The organism is Actinacidiphila glaucinigra (genome assembly GCF_900188405.1).
GTDB lineage: Bacteria > Actinomycetota > Actinomycetes > Streptomycetales > Streptomycetaceae > Actinacidiphila > Actinacidiphila glaucinigra.
Genome location: NZ_FZOF01000035.1, coordinates 34,893 through 58,148, shown reverse-complemented (window position 1 = coordinate 58,148; position 23,256 = coordinate 34,893). Strand labels below are relative to the sequence as shown.

23 protein-coding genes and 1 tRNA gene are annotated in these 23,256 nt (G+C 68.3%); 13 read left to right on the top strand and 11 right to left on the bottom strand.

Features of this window, described 5'->3' with window-relative positions; genetic code table 11:
• Positions 1–606: 606 nt before the first annotated feature.
• Both CHF15_RS39045 and CHF15_RS39040 read right to left on the bottom strand, forming a co-directional pair.
• Entirely contained in the window at positions 607–978 is a 372-nt protein-coding gene (locus CHF15_RS39045; protein WP_089228678.1) for a fic family toxin-antitoxin system, toxin component, read from the bottom strand.
• Positions 975–1,298 (bottom strand): type II toxin -antitoxin system TacA 1-like antitoxin, encoded by a 324-nt coding sequence (locus CHF15_RS39040; RefSeq protein ID WP_245939297.1) that lies wholly within the window; start codon positions 1,296–1,298, stop codon positions 975–977. Before CHF15_RS39040 ends, CHF15_RS39045 begins: the two co-directional genes overlap by 4 nt.
• Positions 1,299–2,321: 1,023 nt before the next feature.
• On the opposite strand from CHF15_RS39040, the gene CHF15_RS39035 reads away from it, so the two are divergent.
• From CHF15_RS39035 to alsS, 6 genes are all read left to right on the top strand, one after another.
• Positions 2,322–2,399: transfer RNA gene (locus tag CHF15_RS39035), tRNA-Met, on the top strand.
• A gap of 480 nt (positions 2,400–2,879) precedes the next feature.
• Entirely contained in the window at positions 2,880–3,068 is a 189-nt protein-coding gene (locus tag CHF15_RS44585) for a hypothetical protein (RefSeq protein WP_143681737.1), read from the top strand.
• The gene (locus tag CHF15_RS39030; protein ID WP_089228677.1) at positions 3,068–3,649 is read left to right on the top strand and encodes an RNA polymerase sigma factor; all 582 of its coding nucleotides are present in this window, start codon (positions 3,068–3,070) and stop codon (positions 3,647–3,649) included. The genes CHF15_RS44585 and CHF15_RS39030 overlap by 1 nt, the downstream gene beginning before the upstream one ends.
• On the top strand, positions 3,649–4,467 hold the full coding sequence (locus CHF15_RS39025; RefSeq protein WP_089228676.1) for a hypothetical protein: 819 nt from the start codon (positions 3,649–3,651) through the stop codon (positions 4,465–4,467). The genes CHF15_RS39030 and CHF15_RS39025 overlap by 1 nt, the downstream gene beginning before the upstream one ends.
• 375 nt (positions 4,468–4,842) lie before the next feature.
• Complete coding sequence (gene budA / locus CHF15_RS39020; protein WP_220093386.1) at positions 4,843–5,610, top strand: acetolactate decarboxylase; 768 nt, start codon at positions 4,843–4,845, stop codon at positions 5,608–5,610.
• A 42-nt stretch (positions 5,611–5,652) separates the two neighbouring features.
• A complete protein-coding gene (alsS, locus tag CHF15_RS39015; RefSeq protein ID WP_089228674.1) occupies positions 5,653–7,338 on the top strand; it encodes an acetolactate synthase AlsS in 1,686 nt (561 codons plus the stop codon).
• A 122-nt stretch (positions 7,339–7,460) separates the two neighbouring features.
• Here the strand turns inward: alsS and CHF15_RS44580 are convergent, their stop codons facing one another.
• The 3 genes from CHF15_RS44580 to CHF15_RS39005 all read right to left on the bottom strand — a co-directional run bounded on the left by CHF15_RS44580 (position 7,461) and on the right by CHF15_RS39005 (position 8,947).
• Positions 7,461–7,727 (bottom strand): hypothetical protein, encoded by a 267-nt coding sequence (locus tag CHF15_RS44580; protein ID WP_143681736.1) that lies wholly within the window; start codon positions 7,725–7,727, stop codon positions 7,461–7,463.
• A gap of 246 nt (positions 7,728–7,973) precedes the next feature.
• The gene (locus tag CHF15_RS39010; protein WP_089228673.1) at positions 7,974–8,465 is read right to left on the bottom strand and encodes a peptidoglycan-binding domain-containing protein; all 492 of its coding nucleotides are present in this window, start codon (positions 8,463–8,465) and stop codon (positions 7,974–7,976) included.
• Between the two features lie 47 nt (positions 8,466–8,512).
• Positions 8,513–8,947, bottom strand: a complete 435-nt coding sequence (locus CHF15_RS39005; RefSeq protein WP_179280169.1) for a peptidoglycan-binding domain-containing protein — start codon at positions 8,945–8,947, stop codon at positions 8,513–8,515.
• A 340-nt stretch (positions 8,948–9,287) separates the two neighbouring features.
• Between CHF15_RS39005 and CHF15_RS39000 the strand changes: the two genes are divergently transcribed.
• The 7 genes from CHF15_RS39000 to CHF15_RS46145 all read left to right on the top strand — a co-directional run bounded on the left by CHF15_RS39000 (position 9,288) and on the right by CHF15_RS46145 (position 15,091).
• Positions 9,288–10,259, top strand: a complete 972-nt coding sequence (locus CHF15_RS39000; protein WP_089228672.1) for an AraC-like ligand-binding domain-containing protein — start codon at positions 9,288–9,290, stop codon at positions 10,257–10,259.
• A 784-nt stretch (positions 10,260–11,043) separates the two neighbouring features.
• Entirely contained in the window at positions 11,044–11,247 is a 204-nt protein-coding gene (locus CHF15_RS38995) for a cold-shock protein (RefSeq protein WP_004986771.1), read from the top strand.
• A gap of 382 nt (positions 11,248–11,629) precedes the next feature.
• Positions 11,630–13,129 (top strand): DEAD/DEAH box helicase, encoded by a 1,500-nt coding sequence (locus tag CHF15_RS38990; RefSeq protein ID WP_089228671.1) that lies wholly within the window; start codon positions 11,630–11,632, stop codon positions 13,127–13,129.
• A 45-nt stretch (positions 13,130–13,174) separates the two neighbouring features.
• Entirely contained in the window at positions 13,175–13,573 is a 399-nt protein-coding gene (locus CHF15_RS38985) for a CBS domain-containing protein (RefSeq protein WP_375816730.1), read from the top strand.
• Between the two features lie 47 nt (positions 13,574–13,620).
• Complete coding sequence (locus tag CHF15_RS38980) at positions 13,621–13,929, top strand: SCO5918 family protein (protein ID WP_089228670.1); 309 nt, start codon at positions 13,621–13,623, stop codon at positions 13,927–13,929.
• Between the two features lie 161 nt (positions 13,930–14,090).
• Positions 14,091–14,297 carry a hypothetical protein gene (locus CHF15_RS46155; RefSeq protein WP_245939296.1) on the top strand — a complete coding sequence of 69 codons (207 nt, stop codon included), beginning with the start codon at positions 14,091–14,093 and terminating at the stop codon, positions 14,295–14,297.
• Positions 14,298–14,632: 335 nt separating this feature from the next.
• Positions 14,633–15,091, top strand: coding sequence for a hypothetical protein (locus CHF15_RS46145; protein WP_245939295.1), 459 nt, complete (start codon positions 14,633–14,635; stop codon positions 15,089–15,091).
• 981 nt (positions 15,092–16,072) lie between these two features.
• Here CHF15_RS46145 and CHF15_RS38965 read toward each other — a convergent pair.
• The 6 genes from CHF15_RS38965 to CHF15_RS38940 all read right to left on the bottom strand — a co-directional run bounded on the left by CHF15_RS38965 (position 16,073) and on the right by CHF15_RS38940 (position 23,159).
• Positions 16,073–18,442 (bottom strand): discoidin domain-containing protein, encoded by a 2,370-nt coding sequence (locus CHF15_RS38965; protein ID WP_089228669.1) that lies wholly within the window; start codon positions 18,440–18,442, stop codon positions 16,073–16,075.
• A complete protein-coding gene (locus CHF15_RS38960) occupies positions 18,439–19,467 on the bottom strand; it encodes a peptidylprolyl isomerase (protein WP_143681735.1) in 1,029 nt (342 codons plus the stop codon). The genes CHF15_RS38965 and CHF15_RS38960 overlap by 4 nt, the downstream gene beginning before the upstream one ends.
• A 128-nt stretch (positions 19,468–19,595) precedes the next feature.
• Positions 19,596–21,014: an alpha-L-fucosidase gene (locus CHF15_RS38955; protein WP_245939294.1), complete on the bottom strand. Its 1,419-nt coding sequence runs from the start codon at positions 21,012–21,014 to the stop codon at positions 19,596–19,598.
• Complete coding sequence (locus tag CHF15_RS38950; protein WP_089228667.1) at positions 21,011–21,190, bottom strand: DUF6903 family protein; 180 nt, start codon at positions 21,188–21,190, stop codon at positions 21,011–21,013. The genes CHF15_RS38955 and CHF15_RS38950 overlap by 4 nt, the downstream gene beginning before the upstream one ends.
• Before the next feature lie 42 nt (positions 21,191–21,232).
• Positions 21,233–22,171, bottom strand: a complete 939-nt coding sequence (locus CHF15_RS38945; protein ID WP_245939293.1) for a carbohydrate ABC transporter permease — start codon at positions 22,169–22,171, stop codon at positions 21,233–21,235.
• Position 22,172: 1 nt separating this feature from the next.
• Positions 22,173–23,159 (bottom strand): carbohydrate ABC transporter permease, encoded by a 987-nt coding sequence (locus tag CHF15_RS38940; RefSeq protein ID WP_220093385.1) that lies wholly within the window; start codon positions 23,157–23,159, stop codon positions 22,173–22,175.
• Positions 23,160–23,256: the final 97 nt, after the last annotated feature.

The following is a 23,256-nucleotide window of genomic DNA, read 5'->3' as shown; positions in this document are numbered from 1 at the left end:
ATGTCCCGCCCCAAGGAGGCCCTCGGAGATGACTTCCGCCACATGCCGCCCGGTGCGCTGGGCGCCTACGGCTTCGCGTAGATCCCGGACGTTCAGGACCGCGTATCAGTCGCCGTCATTGCCGGCGGCCGAGACCTTCGTGAGGTCCCGGTCCTCCCCCTGCGCTGTACCCCCGGGCGTCGCCCCAATTGGCCCGGCTCTGGTCGACCCGGGCCCGGACCCTAGCGGCCCACGCGTCCGACTCGGCAGGCGACATGCTGGCCAGTCGCAGCAGTTCGTCGACGGGCCTGCCTGATCCGTTCGGCACGTGCAAGCGACGTCCTTGCCGCCCAGCTCCGGCACGCTGACAAGGATCCGCTCAGGCCGCTGGTCGGCCGCATCGGTCGGGGCGTTGAGGTCGTTGCCCGGCCAGCCACATGCGGATTGGCAGCGGCGTACGGGGCGACGTATCGCATCTCCCGCATCACCGCGATGGTGCACGCGTTGCCGTACCGGCTGGGCTGGCCGACGATGACGGCGCCGTTCGGGTTGGTGATGGCGTCCGCCAGCCGCCAGCCCTTCGTGCGGCCGCGCTGGATCCGGGCGGGTGCCCCAGGGTCGTCGCCGTCACCGGACGGTCCATCCGCGCAGCGTCATGGCGATCTCCTCCACGGAGACCCGGCCGGCCTCCGCGTCGCGGACGAGAGCGGCCGCGACCTTGGGCTGGTAGTCAAGGCGGTAGCCCTGCAGCTTCATGAACCCGTAGGTGCTCACCCATGCGAACTGCAGATTCGAGTGCTCCAGGCAGGGAATCCGCGCGAGCTCGTGCAGGAGCGCGGCCGCCTTGAGGTGATCCGAGCCGTAGCAGTCGCGCGCCATGGCGCTCGAATGGACGCGGGCCACCGCTGCGTAGAGCACGCCCAGCTCGTGCACCTGCGGGTCACCGTCGACCTGCTCGGCAACGTGCAGCAGGAACGGCACGTCGATGCGATTGGTCACGCGGCGTTCCCGTGGCCGGCCTCGGCGCCGTCCAGTTCCTCAAGGCGGTGACGTGCGGCAAGAGCGGCGGCGCGCCGTTCGGTGTCGGGCACGTTGTCGCCGATCTCGGCGAAGGCCTCGCGGGTGTACTCCATGGCTTCGCGGGCGGCCTCGAGGAAGACCCGTTCGACGGCCGTGGCGCGCTCATAGGCGGCCGACAGCACGTACTCCTGCATGCTCATGTCGGCGGCCTTGGCGGCCGCGGCGATGGCGTCGTACTGCTCCGGGTCGGGGAACCGGAGGCTCATGGCCTTCTTCTCGGTCTTCTCAGATGCCTTCATGGTGGCAACGGTACCACTGGTGTCATCCATCTGGAGAGGGAATCCGGCGGACCGACTTGCCGGTCCCGTTTCGCGCCCCGGCCGCCACCGGGCCGCACCCGTCCGCCGGCACCCGCCGCCCAGTGCGGTTGATGTTCGTTAGTTGAAGTTCTTCTAGTTACTGCGCTACAGGTCAGTCGAGACTTGCGCTCTACCGCAAGTCGCCCTCGCTTCCGGGCGGCAAAACCGCAGGTAACAGGGCTTTCGTCAGGTCACCGGAAGACAAACGCGCGTCGGCCGACAGCTCGCGGGAGCCCGGCCTGTCCTCACCGCGGGACAAGCCCAGGCCGGCTGGCGATGCCCCGGCACAGGCCCCCACGGCGCGGCATGCCGCGGCTCCCACCCGTCTCGAGCAGTGCGAGTGGAGAGGCGCAGCCACCGCGGGTCGCCACCTCGCGGGCATAGCCAGTCCGGACACCAGACGCCGGAACAGCCAGCCGGACGGTCACCCCCAGGCCGACGAAAAGAACTGGGACCGGCTTCCCCGGCTGGCTGCCCGCGGCATGTCCCAGCCCAACGGGCCACTCCTCGGCCCGCGCGCCGCGAGCATCTTGCTGCTCGGAGTCCGGGCCGCACTCGGCGCCGGCATCCGGCGGCAACCCCGCCAGTGCCTTTCTGGCCGACGGTGCGGTCTTCGCCGGAGTCGTGGCCATCTTCAACTCCCTCATCAACTGACGAACCGGCCCAGGCCTGATGGCCGGCCGCCAAGCATCCCCATCCCGAAAGGTCGCTCTCCACGGCCGGACGGTGACGCCGTCCAGCCCGACGCGGGGTGGTCTCGCTCGTCTCGGCCCCCCACCTTGGCGCGGTCGACCGGCGCACTGCTGAGATTGCTGTTCTTGTGAGGCGGACATGGCTTCCCTGTAGGTGACACGACGGGGCTGAAGTGGCTGGCAGTGTCAGCAAAAGCGCGGCGCGCGCTATCGAACGTCCGTGGTAAATGCCTGCGCAGTCAGCCCAAGAGACGTAAGCTGACTGCACCGACGCGGGGTGGAGCAGCTCGGTAGCTCGCTGGGCTCATAACCCAGAGGTCGCGTGGTTCGAATCCCGCCCCCGCTACCAACATCCGGCTTCTGCCCGACGTCCCGTCAGGCAGGGGCCGGAGCCGTATGCATGAGGTATCCCCCTGTCCGACGACCTGAGCGCGGGGTTCCTCGCCTCACGAGCCCCAAAGATCACCAGGTGCTGCCACGGGCGGAGTGGGGACATCGATGAGGACGCGTACCTGCAGCAGGGGAATGTCAGTCGTGGCACCTGACGCCTGACACCTGCGCACGACCTGGACTACAAGTGCGAGCAGTGCGCATAGGCGGCGTGTGACCGGGCAGCAGTCCGTGCCGTTGGCGCTTTGGGAGGCGTCAGGCGCGCGTGGGCGCAGCGGGGGCGCGCGCGTGATCGTGTGCGCACGCCCGGTGAAATTGGTGGGGTTCGGCGTGCACACTTGCGGGTCTCGTTCGCTTGGCTGGGAGCAAGGCAAAAGCGCTCGGTGCCGAGCGGGGGCTGCATCGGCCGACGAAAGGACTCCAGCCAGTGGATCTCGATATGGCTGCTCATGTGATGACGGGGGCGGTCGCGCTCCGGGTCTTCGCGGGAGACATCCGCGCCCTGGGAACACGCCTGCTCAGTGCCGGCGTGCGGGTCGGCGCCGCCCAGCTGGCCTCGCAGCACCGGCGCGGGGAGACAGCTGCCCCGAGCAAGGGCACCGACGTGCTGCCGCTGGAGCGCGACTGATGAGCGGCCACCAACCGAATCCGTGGGCCGACCAGGCCGTGCGCGACGATCTGACCGCGGTACTGCCGGACACCTTCACCGCGTTCTACTGCCTGCACCACCAGGCCTACCTGCGCTACGCGCACCTGCAGCTGGACAGCCGACCCGCAGCCGAACAGGTCGTCGAGGACGTGTTCGTGCAGCTGGCCACGATGTGGCCGCACGTGCTGAAGCAGCCGAACGTGGACACTTACGCCTGGGCGGCACTGAAGGAAGAGGTCGCCCGGCGCCTGGAAATACAAGGGCGCGCCCCCGCCTTGGTGGAGACCGCCGCGTTCGAGCAGATCCGGCGCACGAGCCGCAAATCCTTCGCCGTGCTGGAGTCCAGCCTCGGGCTGTACACGGCGATCGCCCGGCTTCCGGAGCGCCAGTACGACGTGATCGTGCTGCGGTTCGTGCTCGGCTACCCGATGCGGCAGGTGGCCGAACTCATGGGCGTGTCCTATGGGACGGTCCGCAGCCACGTGCGCGGTGCCCGCCGGCGGCTGGCCCGGGATCTGGGGATCGAATGGGCCACCGAAGAGATGAACGAGGAGGATTGATGAACCGGGGGAACAAGCGCACCGATCGCATCGACCAGGTGCTGGCCGGCGCGGAAGTCCTAGCCGACGTGTACACCGACTTCGACGAACGAGCGGCACTGGACCGCATCGCCCGGCGGGTCGTGTGGCACAGGGCCGAGTCGATGGAAAGCCGCGCCCGGTGGATCCGCACCGCATCCGGCGCGTACACCCGCCCGGCCGACGCGCACGACGGCCTCCCGGCCGCCCTGCACGAGCAGGCCGCCACCGAACTGGGCCTGCTGTCCTCACAGGTGGTCCGGGACCCGCAGGCGATCGCGGCCATGGCGCTACTGGTCGACGACCGTGCCACCATCGAACCCACCGGCGCGCTCGCGTTCGCCTGCCTGCTGTACCTGGCAGACCGTCACGAAGCCGCCCAGTTCTGGTGGCAGTTCGCCGCCGGCGCCGACTCCCCCACCGCAGCCCACTGCCTGTCCCTCCACCACCTGCAGCACAGCGAACTACGCGACGCACAGCACTGGCGCAAGCAGGCCCTTCTGCTGCGGCAACTGGGCCAGGACCCCATGGCGCACACCGCGTGGTCGCAGGCGACAACCGATCGGGCCCTGACCCACTGGCTATGGGGACCGTCGGCGTCCCAGGCGGCGACAGTGCCCCAGGTGGTCACGGTCGATATCGTCCACCGGGCATGCCGGCCCGCCTCGTCCCTCCCGCTGTCGAAATCGATCACCAAGGCCGTCCAGCGCCTCGAGGCACAGCCCGACGAGGACTACGGCACCATCCCCAAGCCCGACCCCGAACTCGCGGCCGAGCTCGTGGACTGTGCGGCCTCATGATGATCGTGTACGTCCTCGTGGCAGAAGTGGCGGGAGCCGTTCGCCTCCGAGTCCGCTTGCGCTGAGCGGCGGGCCGGGCTCAAGGATCGCCCCGCGCGCCTTGCGCCGCCGGTGCCGCGCTGGCTCCGCAGGCCCGCACCAGGATTCGATGACCGGTCTCCCACTCCAGCGGCGGCCCCCGGTTGCGCGTCCTACAGGGGGCGACCAGCATGATTCGCGAGGTGGACCATGGTCGCCCGGGTATGCGCGCGCCCGGCGGTGACTACTGCGTCTCTATCTGCGCACACGTCGGATCGAGCGCCGCCCGGCAATGGGAGACGAGGCATGTCCGTAGAGGAAAGCCCTAGGGACGCCTTTCGAAGGTTTGTCCGAACAGTGCTGTCGCACTGGAACGGCAGAAGCGGTTCCCGTCACGACGCTGACCAGGCCAGGGAGGTCTACCAGAGCTCCACCATGGGTGCGCTCATCGACGGCGTGTACGAGGGGGACGTGTCGGTCGGTGAGCTACTCCGGCACGGCGACTTCGGACTCGGCACGTTCAACCAGCTCGACGGCGAGATGCTCGTCCTTGACGGCGTTTGCTATCACCTGCGTGCCGACGGCTCGGTTCAGATCGCCACCCCGGGTGATCTGTCGCCCTTCGCCGCCATGACGTGGTTCGGCCCCGACTCGGTGGATGCGTTGAAGGACGTGACGTCCCCGATGTCCCGGAGCGAAGTGACAACCGCCATCGATGACATGGGGCGCAGTCCCAACCTCCTGTACGCCATCAAGATCACCGGCCACTTCAGCGAGGTCCGGACACGAACCGTACGCAAGCAGGAACCGCCCTACCCGTCGTTGACCGAGGCAGCCGAAGGGCAGGCCGAGACAGCTTTCCACGACATCTCGGGCACGCTGGCGGGCTATCGCACCCCTGACTACGAGCAGGGGATCTCGGTGGCCGGCTATCACCTGCACTTCCTCGACGACACGCACCATCACGGGGGTCACTGTCTCGACTTCCGGCTCGATCACGGCACCATCTCCATCGGCGAGCGGTCCGAACTGCATCTCAGCCTGCCGACGACGCAGCAGTTCCTCAGTTCCGATCTGACCCCCTCCGGCCTTGGAGACCAAATCCGCCAGGCAGAGGGTGGCTGAACACGCTCCCTCCTTCCACAGCAATGAGGAGTTCGAATCCGCATGACCGAGTCAGGAGTGCGTGCCGCCCAGCGAGCGGTGGAGGTGCTGTCGGCGTACGGCGTCAGCCACATCTTCGGAGTCCCCGGCGCGAAGATCGACGCCATCTACGACGCGCTGGTGGACGGCGGCCCCCAACTGGTCGTATGCCGCCACGAGCAGAACGCCGCGTTCATGGCGGCCGCCGTCGGCCGACTGACCGGCGTCCCCGGCGCCATCGTGGTGACCTCGGGACCGGGCACGTCCAACAGCGCGACCGGGCTCCTCACAGCGAACACCGAGCAGGATCCCGTGGTCGCCCTGTGCGGCGCCGTGCCGCGCGCGGACCGCCTCAAGCGCAGCCACCAGTCCATGGACGCCACGGCCGCCCTCAAGCCGTTCACCAAGTACACCGGCGAGGTCAACGACGCCGACAACGTGCCCGAGGCCGTCGCCAATGCCCTTCGAGCGGCTGTCACAGAGCCGCGAGGCGCTGCCGCGGTCGTGCTGCCCTCCGACGTGCTCATGACCCCCACCAGCGCCGACATCTCCGAAGCCGTTCCCGTCCCCGAACAAGGTGCGGCGCCGGGTGACCGCGTGGAGCAGGCGGCCCGGCTCATCCGTGAGGCAAAGCGCCCGGTGCTCTTGGTCGGCCTTCGGGGGGCGGGTACGGAAGCATGTGCCGAACTCCGCGCCCTCCTCGAGGTCACGGACCTGCCGGTGGTGGAAACGTTCCAGGCCGCCGGTGTCGTCTCCCGGAAACTGGAAGACCACTACGTCGGCCGCATCGGCCTGTTCCGCAACCAGCCCGGCGACATCGCCATCTCCCACGCCGACCTGCTCGTGACCGTGGGATTCGACGCCGTCGAGTACGACCCGAAGCTATGGAACACCGATCCGGGCCGCACCGTCGTTCACATCGACGCCCTGCCCGCGGACATCGACAACCACTACCGACCCGCCATCGAACTGCGGGGGGACATCCCGGCAACCCTCCGGGCCCTGACGGGACACCTGTCCGGGCTGAAGCTGGAGACGGAAGTCCTCGCCGAGTTCGCCGAACAGCGACGCGCCCTGAAGGACGCCGACGACGCGGCACGGTCGGCGAACCACACCGAGACCGGCCTCAACCCCGTCGAAGTCATCCTCACGCTGCGCGACATGATCGACGACGACGCCACCGTCACCTGCGACATCGGCTCCCACTACATCTACATGGCGCGTCACTTCCGCGCCTACGAACCGCGGCACCTGCTGTTCTCCAACGGCCAGCAAACGCTCGGCGTGGCCCTGCCGTGGGCCATGGCCGCCTGCATCGTCCGTCCCGGCAAGCAGGTCGTGTCCGTCTCCGGCGACGGCGGCTTCTTGTTCAGCGCCCAGGAACTGGAGACGGCCACACGCCTCGGCCTGCACTTCACCCACGTGATCCTCAGGGACAACAGCTACGACATGGTCCGCTTCCAGGAGAAGCTGAAGTACGGGCGGACCTCCGGCGTCCTGCTCGGCGACTACGACATCGCCCAATACGCCGGCGCATTCGGCGCCCACGGCTACCGGGTCGAGACCGAAGAGCAGTTCGCAAAGGTCCTCGGCGAGGCCCTGTCGCGCGAGGCCCGGGTCCAGCCCGGCGTCACCATCATCGACGTCCCCGTCGACTACACCCGCAACACAGAACTCTTCGCCGAACTCCACGAAGGCGTCCTCGAATAACGCGCACGCCTTGGCGGGATCGCCTGCGCCTCGATGACGGCCAGCAGGTTGTCCGTGAAGCCGACGGGGGCCGGCCCGCAGGTCCAGGGCTCGTCCCCGCTCACCAACCGACGTTGAGGCGCTCATACGGCGACTGAAAGCATACGAATCGCAGACTGCTCGGGTCGGGGCCGGATATCGTCTCGCCGGGTCGTTGGTGTACTCAAGCGGCTGAGATCCTCGTAGAACATCGACGCATCAGACCACCATTGCGGCGGCTGCGGCCAGCGAGTTCCCTGCAACTGGCGGACCGGTGACTGCGGCACGTCGTCTTCACCCGCCTGCGGCAGGCGGATCGAGGAGAGCCGGTCGATGCTGCAGCAGGCCACCCCTTGGATCAGCAGGGGCATCCTCTGTCCCGGGTGCAGATGGACCTGGTGGACGAGGCGCGGCGCTACCTGGACCGCTTCCGGCCGACCAGGCAGGTCACTCGAGCAGGCAAGCGCAAGGGCCGGAGCGCCGCGTCGGGCCGGGAGGCAGGCGCCGCAGGGCGGCAGCGCGACCGCCAGCGGGGACGCGAGGCGTCGCCGCTCCGGCCGGGGGTCCGGCCGGAGCGGCGAGGGACGGCCAGTGCCGTCAGGAGCCGAATCGCGGTGTCACAGGCGGGCGCAGCCCAGCGTGGAACTGTAGTGCTTCATGCTGTCACGGGTGTTCGGGCCGTAGACGCCGTCCGCGCCGAGCCCATAGTCCTCCTGGAGCAACTCGACGGCGGTCATCGTCTCCAGGCCGTAGTAGCCATCGATGGTGAGGTAGCCGTAGCTCTCGCAATTCTTCAGGCTCCGCTGCAGCGCCGTCACGGCCGGGTTTTGTGTGCCCCTGTCGAATACCAGATTGCAGGTCAGGGTCTTGCCGCTGCCGCTGTTGTAGGCGGGAACTGTGACGGAGTGACCCGAGCTGATGGAAACAGCCTTGGTGGTGTTGCAGGTCGGGTATATACCGGCCGCGCTCGCGGAGGGGGAGACGGCGACACCGCAGGCGAGTACCGCTGCCAGGGTGCCCAGGGCAGCAAGGGCGCGCGGCTTGTTGCGGGGCGTGCGTGAAGACATCATGCTCCTCATGGGAAGTATCGGGCAGGCGTGCTTGATCACGCTGTGAGATCAGTAGGTCGGGTGACCTGCGAGGTTGAACGTCGCGCTCAGACGCAGTCGTACTTGGCGCCGGTTTCGTTGCTGTAGCGGGCCCACTTCATCTTGGTCAGGGTCTCCCGGCCGTAGACGCCGTCGACCGCCGCGCCGATCCTGCTCTGGACGTCACGCAGTGCATTCCTGGTGTCCGACCCGAAGATGCCGTCGAGTTCCAGCTTCTTGCCGTAACAGCTGTTCATGTTCTTCTGCAGGGCCCTGACTCCGGGACCAGTGTGCCCGGACTGCAGGTAGCAGTAGATGGTGTTGTTGGCGACGTTGATGGGGTACACGAAGTGCCGGCCCGTCGATCCGTTCGGCACCGAGGCCGCTCCCGTGCACACCCCGTCCGCCGCGTGGGCCGGGACGGCGGCGGACGCCACTCCCATCAGGGCCCCCAGCAAGGTCCCGGTCGCCAGAAGTGCCCTGTTCCTGCCTGTCCTGCGCATGCCTGTCGTTCCTCTCCGTGCGAGAAGCACTGTCGTTTCCGTGGCAGCCCGAGGACGGATCGCAGCGCTGTCCCGGGGCTCGGCCATGGACACTAATGGCGGCGTGGGACCCGGCCTTTGTCATATGTGCAGGGTTCTTTGTCCGTCGTGCACCGTCTCCGGAGAGGGTGTCGGAGGAGGGCGGTGATGCCTTTGTGCGCGCCTGTCGAATTGGCTGCACGTCGTATCACAAGTCCGTCAAACTGAGGTCCGGGGGATCGTGCGAAGGGTGACGCGTGGGGAAACGGGGCAGGCCGGCGTCAGGCCGGCCGGGTGACGGACGCGGGCAGAGGTGCGGCGTATGAGCCCGGTTCTCGACACCGCGTTCACGGCACCGCAGGACCGGGAGGAAGTTGTCCGGAACGCGGTGCGGGATTCCATCGTGGCGGTCGACATCGATCACGGTCCGCCGACCGACGGCATCTCCGTCCGCCTGGGTCTCGGCACGGTCGGCCCCCTCCGGATCTGTTCGGCGCGTGCGACCTCCGTCGCCATCCACCGGACGGAACGGCTGGCCCGGGAGGACAAGGAGCCGGCCGTCTTCCTCGGCGTGCAGATGACGGGGACCAGTCTGGTGGTGCAGAACGGCCGCGAGTGCGTGCTGCGACCGGGCGAGTGCGCCGTCTACGAGTCCGTCGCCCCGTACACACTTCTCTTCGACGAGGGAGTCGACCACCACTTCCTGCGTTTCCCCCGTGCCGCACTGGCGCTGCCCGAGCGGCTGTTGAGGGATGTGGCGGCGGTCGCCCTGGGGCCCGGCAATCCCGTCGCGCGGCTCGCCTTCACCTACTTCTCACAGTTGGCCGTCAGCGACGAGATCCATCAGGGTGATCGGGACGCCGAGTCCGTCGTCACCCCCAGCATCGAACTGCTCCGCGCCGTCCTGGCAACCCAGCACGGCGACTCCGGCCTGGCCAAGGCGCCGTTGGAGGCGACGCTCACCCAGCGGGTCACTCAGTACGTTCAGGCGCATCTGGCTGACCCCGATCTGTCGGCCGCACGGATCGCCGCCGTCCACGGCGTCTCCGTGCGACACCTCTACGCCGTGCTGGCCCGCTCGGGCATCACCCTCGGCGACTGGATCCGTACACGCCGGCTGGCCGAGTGCAAGCGGGATCTGGCCGGCCCGCACGGGCCCCTGCGCACCATCGCGGCGACCGGACGGCGCTGGGGTTTCGTGGACGCGTCCCACTTCAGCAAGGTGTTCAGGCAGACTTACGGAATGTCGCCCCGGGACTGGCGCGACCTGAACCACCCCCGCTCATCCATGTGACAGCCTGCCCGCGGCCGGGTCCCGCGTGGCCGGACGCGGCGAGATCGCGCGTCGGGTCGGCGTCACCGTGCAGCTCTTCTACCCAGGGCAGGGTGCGCGACATCGACGTCGGGTCGAAGTCGTGGCGCATCAAGGCACGTCGCTCCTCGGTGAGGTCGCAGCGCAGCGCCACCGCGAAGCGGATGCCGTCCCTGCGGGTCCGGCGCCAGCACGGCGACACCGTGAGCGCCCAAGCCCCCCGTCACCGGCGACGTCGCCCGCGGCGCTTTCACCGCATTCGGCGCCCGTACACCGTACCTACGCGGCGTCATCCGCGGCTGGCCTTCGGAGCGCTGGCCGCCCCCGTCATCGCGGTTCTGTCCCCATGCCCCCGTCCAGTTCCCATCGGCGCCCGGCGGCGGACGGGTTGCGTCCTGGCCCATGTCGCCGGGGCCGGACGCGGTTGGGCCACGAGGCGCGGCCGACCTCGTCGGCGTCGCACCGGGGGAACGGCGCAGTCCGCGACGCCCGATATTTGGCTCGCGAAGGAAGTGAGATTTAGTGCAACGCGCGATGAGGTATCTCACGTGATGGACGGGGTGTGGTTATCAACCGTGCACGGCCGATCGCGCCGTGCTACTCTCGAATAAGTTGCAGTTGTGGTTCCCAAGAAAATTGCCCCCACTGGCTCATGCCGATGGGAGTATTTCTTGATTCCGGTCATCCACTGGCGGGGTAATCATTGCGGCGACGCGGGGTCCGTACAGTACAGGCTCCGGGCTGTGCCCCGAAGGAGATGCAACACATGGCTACTGGCACCGTGAAGTGGTTCAACGCGGAAAAGGGCTTCGGCTTCATCGAGCAGGACGGTGGCGGCGCTGACGTGTTCGCCCACTACTCGAACATCGCCGCCCAGGGCTTTCGCGAACTGCTCGAGGGCCAAAAGGTGAGCTTCGACATCGCGCAGGGCCAGAAGGGCCCGACGGCCGAGAACATCGTTCCGGCCTGACGCGGACACGCATAGATCGCAGCTGGGGCCCGCACCTTGGGTGCGGGCCCCAGCTTGTGGTACATCAGTACGTACCCTGCCTGGTCACGCCGTGACAATTTCACGGGGCCAGGGTTTTGAGGGTGTCGCGATCCCCCACTGGCAGCAGATATCCGCCTCAGGCTCCGGATACACATCCGTCAGAGCTTCCGAACGTCCGTTAGACCCAGGCATTTGGGACGCGGACCGGATCGCCCCACCCCACCCGTTCAGCGACCCGGCCCACGGGCATCGCCCGCAGGCCCGGCTCGCCATCGCATTTGCGCGGCCCGTCATCGCGATTCCGTGTCCTGCCTCATCGGAGCAGGATCCCCTGATGTGGCCGTTTTGAGGAAGGTTCTGCATGAGCCGCACACCTACGAACGACGGATTCACACCTACTCGCAGCGGAAGTTCCCACGCCGGCAAGAACGGCAGCCACACGAAGACCAGTGACCCCAGCCGCTCCGGCGGCCAACGCCGTTGCCGCACAACACCACAGGGCGAGTTCACCCTGCCGGACACGATGACCCCGGCACTCCCCGCCGCCGAGACGTTCGCCGATCTAGCCATGCCCCGGTCACTGCTGTCGGCGCTCGCCGCGGAGGGCGTGACCGTGCCGTTCCCGATCCAGGCGGCGACCCTGCCCAACACCCTCGCGGGCCGAGACGTCCTGGGCCGCGGACGGATCGGATCCGGTAAGACCCTCGCCTTCGGCCTCGCCCTGCTGGCCCGTACCGCCGGACGGCGCGCCGAGCCCCGGCAACCGCTGGCGCTGGTGCTGGTACCCACCCGGGTGTTGGCCCAGCAGGTCACCTACGCTCTCGCCCCCTACGCCCGCTCGATGAGGCTGCGAATGGCCACCGCCGTCGATGGGATGCCGATCAGCCGTCAGGCCGGCGTGCTCCGCGCCGGCGCGGAAGTCCTCGTAGCGACGCCTGGCCGGTTGAGGGACCTCGTCGAGCGCGGCGACTGCCGACTCGGCCAAGTCGCCGTCACCGTCCTCGACGAGGCCGACCAGATGGCCGACATGGGCTTCATGCCACAGGTCACGGCGTTGCTGGACCAAGTGCACCCCGAAGGACAGCGAATGCTGTTCTCGGCCACCTTGGACCGCAACATCGACCTGCTGGTCCACCGCTACCTGAACGACCCGGTGGTCCACTCCGTGGATCCCTCCGCGGGCGCGGTGAGCACGATGGAGCACCACGTGCTGCACGTGCACGCCGCCGACAAGCGGCGGACGACGACCGAGATCGCGGCGCGGCAGGGCCAGGTGATCATGTTCCTGGACTCCAAGCACGCCGTCGACAGGCTCACCGAGCACCTGCTGAACAGCGGAGTCCGCGCCGCCGCGTTGCACGGCGGCAAGTCGCAGACGCATCGCACCCGGACCCTGGCCCAGTTCAAGGCAGGCCACGTGACGGTGCTGGTGGCAACCAACGTCGCCGCACGCGGGATCCACGTCGACGACCTCGACCTGGTCGTCCACGTAGACCCGCCCAGCGACCACAAGGACTACCTCCACAGGGGCGGCCGCACCGCCCGCGCCGGCCGATCCGGCACCGTGGTCACGCTGGTCACACCCGACCAGCGCCGCGACATGGCCCGCCTCATGCAGCACGCCGGAATCCACCCTCAAACCACGCAGGTTCACCCGGCCGGGGCCGACCTGATCCGCATCACCGGTGCGCAGGCCCCCTCAGGCACCCCGGTCGTCATCACCGCTCCGGAGGCCGGATACGAGGGCGCTGCCCCCGCCTCCCACGGCCGACGCGGCCGTGACACCACCCAGGAGCGCCGCACCATGCGGGCAGCACGCCGCTCGGCCCAGCGTCGGTCCGTCTACAACGCGGCGGCCTAGGACCTTCCCGGCAATGACGCCCATCCACTCCTCCAGGAGGCACTCTTGACCCTGCCACACGACCTGCCACGCCAGGCGGACTCCGCCCACGGCACCGTTGCTGAAGCCATGGACGCGCCCGGACCGCAGGTCTGGGACGACATGACCGTAGAGGTAGCCCTGTCGGTCATGGCCAGTGCACGCACCGGGCATCTGGTCGTCTGTGACGAGGACGGCCGGTGCACGAGTCTGGTCACCCTCGCCCAGCTCACCGCCTTTCGTGACGGCTACGCCTACACCGATCAGGTCCGCCTGCGGGAGGTCGCCGGCAGCGGCGGGCCGTTCGCCTCGCCGGTGACGCAGATGGCCGAGGCGCAGCACACCATGCGCCATCGACGTCTCACGGCCGTGCCCGTCATCGACGAGCACGGCTGCGCCGTAGGTGTTCTCACCCGCTCACACTGATCGTCGGCCACCGGTTCCCTTGCCTTCCCACCTGACTGTGAGGCACCATGCGCTGCGTCATCGCCCGTTTTGCGTTCGACCTGTCCAAGAGTGGGGTCGTGGCGTCGATGAAGGGCGTCACACCCGGGCCGGTCACCGGTGAGACCGTGATCATCGGCCGCCGTCACTACCCCGTCATGCAAGTGGGCGAGGTCATCACCCGGCAGGACCGTCGTGACTTCACCGCCGGCGAAGTCCTCCGGGCGATGATCCGCCTCGGCTTCACCTGCCGCGAACTCCCTGCCGCGGCATCGGCACTCGGGCTCACCCCGCTCCAGGAGGCGTCGGCTCTGCTCGGTGTCCCCACTGCCGGGTAGCCGACGGAAACGGGAGGGCCGGTGAGCTGGTTCGGCTTCGACGGACACCAATGGTGTGGTGGTCAGGCTGCGTGTGCTGTCTCGGCGAATTTCGGCAACGCCATGGGCTCGTCAGGGCTCGGATGTCTGGCTGTCAGCCCCGGCCCTTACGATCCTCGGTCATGACCGGTGTGTTCGACTACTCTCGGCCCGCGCCCTTCACGAGCCTGGATGCGGCACAACTCCCGCTCATCGAAGGGCTGCCAGACGATCCCGTGGGTTTCTGCGCCGCCGTGCAGAGCCTGGTCATCCAGCCCACGGACGCCGCCGCGTCGGGATTTCCTCAGAGCCGGATCGCTGAGAAGAACATCCGGCCGGTCACGAGTTGATCACCGTACTGACTGGCCTTGACCCCGCGCCGCTTCATCAGGCTCGAACGCCTGAGACGCGGGTGGTCGGCACCTGTCGTCACTTCGCCACCATGGCCTGTGCCTTCTTGCGAGCGCGAGGCATGGGCGCTCGTGCCCGGTGCGGTTTTGCCACCTATTTCGTTGAGGGACGCGGCCTCGATCACTGGATCACCGAGTACTGAGAGGCTGGCCGGGGTCGTTGGGTTCGTATCGACTCCGAGATCCTCGGCAACGGACACGTCGACCGCCCGGAGGATCTCGCTCCCGGCGAGTTCCTGACCGGGGGTGAGGCATGGACCCGATATCGCAATGGCTTGATCGACCCGGACACGTTCGGGGTAGCGGTCACCGATCACGCCTGGGGATGGGCCGAAATCAGCGGCAACGCTGTCCGAGACCTCGCCGCGCTCTGCAAGCACGAGATGCTGCCCTGGGACGAATGGGGCCGCATGGCAGCAGCATACGAGGACAAGACAGGACCCGAATACGACCAGCTGATCGACAAGGGTGCCGCTACCTGTGACAAAGACGACCCGCTTGCCTTGACTCGCCTGTTTGTCGGCAAGGACCTGGCAGTTCCCCAGCGCATCGTCGGATTGGAGGGGCAAGGGATCGGCGAGCGCCCCGACGCCAACAGCGCCGCACTCCTATCCCACATCCGCGCCCGGTGCACCGCAGACCGCCGCCGGCTTCCGACGGCTGAGCCCTCTTCGCACTCTGGCGGGCGGCACTTGAGATCGAGGCGTGAGGCGGCCCCTGGCGGCTGGGCATAGCGTGCGGGTCAGGCGAGGCGAGCGGTCCAGTCAATCATCCGTTCGGGATGATCACGGAAATAGTTGTAGCCGTCGAAGCCGCGGGTGGTTCCCTCGATCCATTGCAGTCCTTGTCAGCGGACCGAAGCAGGAGCGAGGGCCTTCGCTTGCGCAGTACTCCGCCATCAGCGCCAGCAGCGTACGTAGCCGCCGCCAACGCCCGCGCTTTGCGGGCTTCCTCCGCCATGGCCTCGACGCGGTGACCTCCGAGCTGACACTGCCCGGGAGCCCCGGCGTCGTGCCCGTCTGCCGCTTCTGCGGGCGGAGATCCGGAGAACGAAGGCGGCGAGGCAGAAGGTTTGGTCCCAGCCGGGTACATGCGCCAGATGAGCGGAGTAGAACTCTCGCGGATACTCGGCGTACGAGCTGTCCACGCCGACGCCTGCCGCCTGCCACCCGCCACCTGTTCCAGTCATCCAGCATTAGCTGGAGCTCCGGGCTCAGGTCCAGGTTGTTGGGGTAGTCGGTGAGCGCTTCGGGTGCCAGCCCGCACGGTTCTGGCACGTAACCCGGATAGTCCGCCTCGTACGGTTCGGGGGTGAGGCGAGGATGTCACCCACCTCGGCGGCAGACCGCCAGAACAGCGCGGTCGACGGCTTGTGGTCCGGATCGTGCTCGTACGGGCACCAGAGAATCTGCAACAGATCGGCCTGCCCGGGGGCCGCAACAGCGGTATGTCGCGCAGGAACAACTGCGCCACGGGCAACATCGGGACCGGACATGCGGCGGGCCGGGGAGGGCCGGCGTCGAACCGTTCAGCGAGCCAGGCCGCGTTGCGCTCCGACCTACGCCGCAGAGAACGCCAGTTGACGATCAGCGGGCAAGAGCAGCCCACCGCCTTCCGACCACCCCCGGTTGCACACTGTCAGCCCACACATCCCGACGGGGTTCAGGCCCGCCCGGCGCCGGTCCCGCGGAATGCCCGCGGGACCGGACGGGGGATCAGGAGACCGAGTTGTAGACCGAGATCTCGGTCAGCGTCGGCGTGTACTGCTCCGTGGCGATCTGGCCGGTGAGGGCCACTCGCAGCTTGGAGGTGGTCAGCGAACCGAAGCCGGTGACGGTCAGGTCGTGACCGATGCCGGTGTCGCGGCTCGCGAAGGTGACCCAGGTGCCGGTGGTGTCGTCCCAGCGCTGCAGGTCGAAGGACTGGACGCGGGGGTTGGTGCCCGAGTCGGTGTACTCGTCCAGGTAGACCTGGTCGAAGGTGGTCGCCGCGCCGAAGTCGACGTCGAGGGTGATCGGGTAGGCGGCGGCGTCGGCGGCGGCCCAGCGGGTGCTGAGGTCGCCATCGGTCAGCTTCTCCGCGCCGAGGGTGCCGTTCGCCCCCGGGTGGGTGGAGCTGGCGGTGACCGTCTTGCCGAGGGCGAGGTCGACGCGGTTGTCGGCCTCCTCCTCGATCGGGTCGTCGTCGACCGGGTGGGCGACCCGCTTGCCCTTGCGGGACTCGGCGATGCCGATGTCGGGCGCGTCACCGAAGTAGAGTTTGGTGCCGAGGAAGTCGGCGGTGCCCAGGTGGGTGTTGTAGCGCCCCGCGTCGATCAGCGGCGAGTTCTTGCTCAGCGAGAAATGCGCTGCCGCGGTACGGATCTTCGCGACGCCGGCGCCGGTCACATAGGTGTCCGCGCTGCCCTTGAACTGCGGGTCCGCGCGCAGGCCGTCGGGGTCGGCCGGCTCCTGAGTCGAGTGCCTTCCGCTCGCTTCGTAGTAGTCGTTGTTCGAGAACACGGCCTGGCGCAGCGCGCCGGTGCGGCGGTACCAGGTCGTCTCGTCGGTCTTCGAGGTGTTGTAGAAGATGTTGTTGAGGAAGTAGACGCGGCTCAGGAACGTCTCGTCGTGTACGTAGTCGAGCTGGGACCCGTCGTACACGAAGGTGTTGTTGACGAAGTACGAGGGCTCGTAGTTCGACGACAGCATGTTCTTCACCAGGACGCCGTTGTCGTTGACGCTCAGGTTGTAACGCGCCACCGAGTTCGAGCTGTTGCCCATGTAGGCCATCCAGCCCGCCGCGTTGTCGTGCGAGTAGTTGTACTGGTACGTGACGTTGAAGTTGGTGTACTCCAGGTCCCAGGGCGTGCCGTCGTACTCGTTGTCCGGGCCGCCGTACACCTCGTTGTACTGCATGGTCGAGTCGGCGCCCGCCCACAGGTACAGGCCGCAGGAGACCGCGTCGTAGCGCTCCAGGAAGCCGTTGACCTCGTTGTACTCGACCGTCATCCGCTCGGTGTCGGCGAGCTGGATGGCACCCTGGCCGATGCTCTCGGCGTAGTTGTGGCCGATGTAGACGTCACGGCTGTACAGGTCGCGGGTACGCACCCACAGCTGCTCCCAGCCCTCGTGGAACTTCCCGCTGTCGTCGTACTGACCCGCAGCGGTGCCGTCCGCGTTGAACCAGTTGAACCCGAACTGCACCGCGTGCAGCTCCACATTGACGAACGTGTTGTTCTCGATCCGGACGTCCTTGAAGTAATGGCCGCCGGTCGCGTAGTCCTTGTAGCTCTTGCTGCCGAAGACCTGGAAGTCCACCGCACCGTAGTGGATCTTCTGCCAGCTGCTCGGCCCGTCGAGGTCGTGGACGAAGATGTCCGAGATCCGGAAGTGGTCCATGATGCTGTCCTCGCCGGCCCCCAGCAGGTCGGCGTTGATCGACACCATGATTCCGTCGCGGACGTACCTGCCCTTGGTGATGTCGGTCGAGAAGTCGTCGTCGTTGGACAGCTCGACGTTGTTGATGTCCCAGTACTGCTGATTGCGCAGCACGATGGCACCGGTGAGACCTACGGTGTCGGGGTTCTTGGTGCCGTCCGCGTTGAAGGGGCTGGGGACGTTGCCATTGGTCGCGATGTACGGGCGGCCGTCGCTCTTGTCGCCGTAGGCCGAGATGGTGATCGGCTTGCCCGCGCTGCCGGAGCCCTTCGGCCACAGCTGCTCGTCCTGCCATTGCTCGCCGGCCTTCAGCAGGATGCGGTCGCCCGGCTTGAAGGTGGTCGCGTTCGCCTTGGCCAGGGTCTTCCAGGCGTGCTGCGCCGAGGTGCCGGACGCGGTGTCGTGACCGTGCGTGGCGTCGATGTAGTAGTCGGTACCGGCCGTCTTGTTGGGGGTGTTGCCCGGCCAGGACTTCGCGGTGGCCGCGGCCTTCGTCACGGAGTTCGCCGCGGCGCCCGGCTCCGCGGCGGCGTACGCGGACGGCGCGAGCGAGCCCACGAGCAGGGCCGCGAGCAAGGAGGTGAGGCCCGTGCGGAGGGTCCGCCCGGTGATTCTCGGGCGCCTCGCCTTCCTGTCCTCGGGTGGGCCGACGTCGGCAGGGCTCATTGGTGCACATCCTTCGCGTTGATGGCGGCCATCGCCGAGTGGTCGACGTGCATCGAGGCGTCGTTGGCCCGGCGCTGGAGGTATCGGTCGTACTTCCCCTCGACCAGCGACTGGCGGATCCGCGACTTGTAGTCGCCGAACGCCTTGTCGTCGTCGGTCTTCTTGCTGTCGAGCTGGTAGTAGGTGATCTGTCCGCCGCCCTTGGCGGGCTCGGAGATCTCGCCCGGCTTCAGGTCTCCGAGCACGGACATCAGGTCCTGGTCGTGGGTGTTCACGCTGGTGGTGCCGTCACCGCCATAGGTGTCGGTGGTGACCTCGGCACCGGCCACCCCGCTCACGTCCGAGAGGTCGCCCGCGGCCTTCACCCGCCGGGCGAGCTTCGCGTCGAAGTCCACGCCCGCCTTCCCCGGCACCTGCAGCACCAGCTGTGTGTACGTGTAGGTGGTGGCGTTGGCGTTCCAGGAGTCCGGGTTGTCGTCGTACGCCTTCCGGACCTCGGCGTCGGTGACGTGCAGCGGGTCGCCCGAGCCCTTGCTCAGCTTCTCCTTGAGGTCGGTGGCGAGCTCGGTCAGCCGGTGGCCGTAGTACTCGTCCAGTGAGTAGTCCGTGACGCCGTACACGGTCTGGCCGGCGGCGACGGCCTCGGCTCGGGACGTGTTCTCGGCGGTGCGCTCGGCTTGAAGGTCCGCGAAGTCGACGGAGTCGACGAGGCCCTGCTGCCGCGCGAGCAGCAATGTGGTCTTGTCTTCGCGGATCTCGGCGAGCGCCCGCGTCTGAAGACGCTGCAGCGCGGTCCGGTTCCCGGCCTTGGCGTTCCAGGAGAACGATGCCTTCAGGCCGGCGTACTTGTTGCGCAGCTCGTTCTGCACGGTCGGCGCGAGGCGGTCCATGTGGAAGAGGAGCTCCTCCCGGGTGACGGGGTGGCCGTCCAGCGAGGCGACCTCGTCGCCGTGGTCCTGCCCTCCGAACGCGGTGACCGTGCCGGCGACCAGCGCGGCGACCGCCAGGCAGGCGGCGCCGGACACGGCGGCCACCCGCCGCGACAGCCATCCGCGGCCCGCCGCCGTGGGCGGGGGCGCAACCGGCCGCCGGGCGGCGGAGGCCTTGCGCGCGCCAGGTTTGCGCGAACCGGCCTGCTGGCGGCCGCCCGCGCTCATGAAGACGCCCCGATCGCCGCCACGCGGGCGAGGACCGGGGTGTCCCGGGCCGCGGTGATCTGGAAGGCGATGGTGTCCACCTCGGTGGGCGGGAAGGTGAGGATGCGCTGGTAGCCGACGGCGCCGGTCTCGGCGAGCGTCGTCCAGACGCCGTCCAGGGCTCCCCGGACGACGACGTGTTCGACGCGCTGGCCCTGGGTGATGTCCTCGCCGACGACGACCGCCTCGACCGGGCTGGGGCGGCCGAAGGCGAGCGTCACGCAGGGGTGTGTGTCGTCCTCGCCGGCACGCCAGGAGGACTTGGCCCGGCCGGGCCAGACGGTGGCGATGTCGCCCGGGGTGCCGGAGCTGACCGTGGCGGTGGCGTCGATCCGGCGGGCGCGGAAGTCCGTGATCCGCCGGCCCAGTCCCGCCAAGGCGTCCACGTCCGCCTGGTGGAGCCGGCCGTCGGCGGCCGGTGGCACGTTGAGCAGGAAGCAGGAGTTGCCGCCGACCGAGCGGAGGTAGAGCGTGAACAGCTCATCCACCGACCGGACCTGGGAGTCCTCGGCCTCATGGTGGAACCAGCCGGGCCGGATCGAGGTGTTGACCTCGGCCGGGAACCAGACCAGGTCGTCCTCGTGCCCGGTGAGCGCCGCCCGGCTGCCGAGGTCCTGGTCGTCGCTGCGCACCAGCCGGGCGAAGGTGCCGTTGTCGGCCTGCTGCGAGCGGGACGCGGTCCGCTCGGCGTCCTGGAGGGCGCGCGGTACGACGCTCCACTCGTCGGGCCGGGTCTCGCCGGCCTCGTTGCCGCACCAGCGGACGTCGGGGCCGCAGACGTTGATGACCGCGTCCGGCTGGAGTTCGCGGACCACCGCGTAGTACCGCTCCCAGTCGTAGGTCTGGCGCTTGCCGTTGGGGCCCTCGCCGTTGGCGCCGTCGAGCCACACCGAGAACACCGGACCGTAGCGGGTGAGGAGTTCGGTGAGCTGGGCGACGTAGAAGTCGTCGTAGCCGGTGCCGGAGCCGTAGGAGGCCTCGGTGCGGTCCCAGGGGGAGAGGTAGACGCCGAACTTCAGGCCGTGCCGGCGGGCGGCGTCGGCCACCTCGGCGACCACGTCGCCCTTGCCGTCCTTCCACGGGGACGCCGCCACCGAGTATGCGGTGGCGTCGCTCGGCCACATGCAGAAGCCGTCGTGGTGCTTGCAGGTGAGGATGACACCGCTCATCCCGGCCGCCTTCAGCGCCCGCACCCACTGGTCGGCGTCCAGGTCGCGCGGGTCGAACAGGGCCGGGTCGTCGTGTCCCTCGCCCCATTCACGGCCGGTCATGGTGTTCATACCGAAGTGGATGAAGCCGTAGAACTCCATCTCCTGCCAGATCAGTTGCCGCTCGCTCGGCCGGACGGCGGCCAGCGCGGACGCCGCGGCGGTCACCGGAACGTCCGGTTGTACGAGGCGAGAAGGGCGAGCAGTCCGCCCAGCGCGACAAGCATCACCGCGAGGTGGCCCCAGCCGACCGTCGTCCGCTCCACCACCACGAGCGCCACCAGGGCAGCCGCGATCAGGGTGCGCACGACGACGAGCAGGCCGGCACGCGTCGAGTCCTTCATCTCGATTTGGGTCCTTCCGACTTGGGTCCATGTGGGGGGACGTCAGCCCTTGACGCCGCCGGACGCCATCCCCTCGATGAGCCGCTTCTGAATGAGCGCGTAGACGAGCAGCACGGGCACGATGACGATGACCATGCCGGCGTACAGACGGCCGTAGTCGGCCGCCGCCTTCTGTGCGGTGAACAGGTTGAGCAGGCCGACCTGGACGGTCTTGCCCTCGCCGGGCAGCAGGGTCAGCGAGATGATGAAGTCGTTCCAGTAGGCGAGGAAGTTGAAGAGGATCACGGTGGTCACCGCCGGGCGGGCCATCGGCAGCATGATCGTGGTCATGATCCGGAAGCGGGACGCCCCGTCCAGAGCCGCCGCATCCTCGTACTCGACCGGGATGGACCGGAAGTACGCGGTCAGCAGGTAAATCGTGAACGGGATCGAGGTGGCCGCGTACACCAGCGACAGCACGGTGGGGTTGTCGAGGAAGAAGCCGTCCGGGAAGGCGTCGACCAGCGCCTTGTCCCAGTCGACCAGCATCAGGAAAATCGGGACGACGATGTAGTTGACGTTCACGAACAGTCCGGCGAGCAGGGCTGTCTCGACGGCGCCCTTGCCCGGGAAGTCGTAGCGGGCGATGACGTAGGCGGCCGGCACCGACACCGCGAGCACGAAGACCAGACCGAGGACGGTGACGAGGACCGAGGTCAGGAAGTACGAGCCGAGGTGGGCGTCGGTGAACGCGTCGACGTAGTTCTCCCAGCGCAGGGCCTCCGGGAGGGTCCAGGGGCTGCCGAAGAACTCGCTCTTCGCCTTCAGTGAGGCCGTCAGTACCCAGGCGACCGGTACGGCGATCGCCAGCGCGAGGGCGGTGACCAGGGTGTAGGTGACCGCGCGGCCAGCGCGGGCGCGGCGGCCGCCGGGACGGGCGGAGCCGGTGGAGGGCGCGCCGAGGCTGGGTGAGTCGATCATGGTCATGGTGTTGGGTTCCACCTCAGAACTGGAGGGGCTCGCGCCGCGTCGCGCGGCTCACCAGCAGCGACACGAGGAACGAGAACGCGAAGATGACGACACCGATGGCCATGCCGTAGCCGTACGACGAGTTGGTGTACGCCTGCTTGTACATGTAGCTGAGCAGCACCTCGGAGGAGCCGTCCGGTCCGCCGCCGGTCATCGCGCGGACCAGTACGAAGCTGAGGTTGACCGCGCTCATCACGAAGAAGGTCAGCGAGGTCCGCAGGTTCTGCCAGATCAGCGGCAGGGTGAGCGAGAAGAACTGACGTACGGCGGAGGCCCCGTCGAGGGAGCTCGCCTCGTACAGTTCCTCGGGGATGCTCGCCATGGACGACATGTACAGGACCATGTAGTAGCCCAGCGACTGCCAGACCATGGCCATCCCGACCGAGTAGAGCACCAGCTTCTGGTCGCCCAGCCAGACCTGCTGCCAGGTGTCCAGGGACACCGCTCGCAGGCTGCCGTTCAGCAGGCCGTTGTTCTGGTCGTAGACGGCGGAGAAGATCGCCGCGATCACGACCACGGAGAGGATGTTGGGGATGTAGAGGACGAACCGGAGGAGGTTGCCGCCCCGCAGCTTCTGCCGGGTCATGATCGCGGCGAGGAACAGGGCCATGCCCATGGTGGCCACGGTCACCACGACCAGCAGGGCGACGGTGTTCTGGAAGGCCCGCACGAACTGCCGGTCGTCCAGCAGATGCCGGAAGTTGTCCAGCCCCACGAACTTCATGTCCGGGGAGAAGCCGCTCCAGGTGTAGAGCGACATCCGGAACACGTTGACGGTCGGGTACACCATGAAGACCGCGAACAGGACCAGCGCGGGAAGCAGGCAGGCCAGCACGAAGCGGGTATCGCCCCGCTTGCGGGTCCGGTCGGGGGCGCCCGGCCGGGTGCGGCGGAAGGTCGCACCGGTCTTCTTCACGGGGCGTGCCGCCGGTTGTCGGGGTGGGGTGGAGAGGGTCGTCACCGTGCCGGTCCTCCGGTCGTACGAAGTGGTGCTGGCAAACCCGCAGGTTCACCGGATGGGGAAGGCTCCGGCGGCGGCCCGGCCGGACCACGCCGCC